General features: G+C 67.9%; 1 protein-coding gene. It reads left to right on the top strand.

Features of this window, described 5'->3' with window-relative positions:
* Positions 1-362: 362 nt before the first annotated feature.
* The coding region (locus tag HKK74_RS38855) for a sensor histidine kinase (protein ID WP_187248435.1) at positions 363-1,159 on the top strand (797 nt) is incomplete at its 3' end.

Genomic DNA, 1,159 nt, shown 5'->3' with positions numbered 1-1,159 from the left:
CCGATCCGGTCGTGCCGAGTGTCTCTGGTATCGATTTGGTTCAGGTGGTGGTGCCTGGTCATCGTGTGGTTGCTTCGTCGCGGGCGGCGCGTGGGATGGCGCCGTTGACGGGGGTGTGGCCGTCTGCGGAGGATCCGGAGCGGGATGTGCAGACGTGTGCGGGGGCTCCTGTGGGGTGTTTGCGTATTTCGGCGTTGCGGGTCAGGGCCGCGGCGGATTCGCCTGTGGTGTATGCGGGTCGGCGTGCTCCGGGGGTGGCCTCGCCGGCGGGGTTTGATGCGATCTTCGCTACGCAGGCGGTTTTGTTGATCGTTCTTGCGGCGGTTGCGACGTGGAAGGTCACTGGTCGTACGTTGCGGCCGGTGGAGGCGATCCGGGCTGAGCTCGCCGCGATCAGTGGGCATGACCTGGGCAGTCGTGTTCCGGAGCCGCCGGGTCGCGATGAGATCGCGGCTCTCGCGCGTACCGTCAATGGCACTCTGGGCCGGTTGGAGCGTGCCCAGGGGCGTTTGGAGCGGGCGCTGGAGCAGCAGCGGCAGTTCGCCTCCGATGCCTCTCATGAGCTGCGTACCCCTTTGGCCGGGTTACGGATGCAGCTTGAGGAGGCCCAGTTGTATCCCGATGAGACCAGTGCGCGTGAGGTGCTCGACTCCGCGCTCGGGGCGGTCGACCGGCTTCAGGCGCTCACCACCGATCTGCTCCTGCTCACCCGGGTCGGTACCACCCCCGGTGCGCTGGAGCGGGTGGATCTGGCGGAACTGGCCGCGGTCGAGGCCTCGCGCAGGATGGAACGGCCGGTGGGGCTCGCACTCGAGCGCGCGGTGATGGTCGAGGTGGTCCGCGCCCAGATCAGCAGAGTGCTCGCCAACCTCCTCGACAATGCCCAAAGGCACGCCAAAAGCGCCATCCGGGTGCAGGTGCGAGGCCAGGGAGAGCATGCCGAACTCTCCGTCGACGACGACGGAACCGGGATCGCCGAGACCGACCGCGAACGGATCTTCGAACGGTTCACCCGGTTGGACGCCGCCCGCAGCCGGGACTCCGGAGGCACCGGCCTCGGACTGGCCATCGCCAAGGGCATCGCACACGCCCACAACGGCACCCTCCACGTGGAGGACTCACCCATGGGAGGCGCACGCTTCATCCTCCGACTGCCTCT

It is taken from the genome of Actinomadura alba (assembly GCF_014323705.1).
In the GTDB taxonomy this organism is placed as follows: domain Bacteria; phylum Actinomycetota; class Actinomycetes; order Streptosporangiales; family Streptosporangiaceae; genus Actinomadura_C; species Actinomadura_C alba.
Note: the sequence above shows the minus strand (reverse complement) of the source record. Positions and strands in the feature narration are given on the sequence as shown.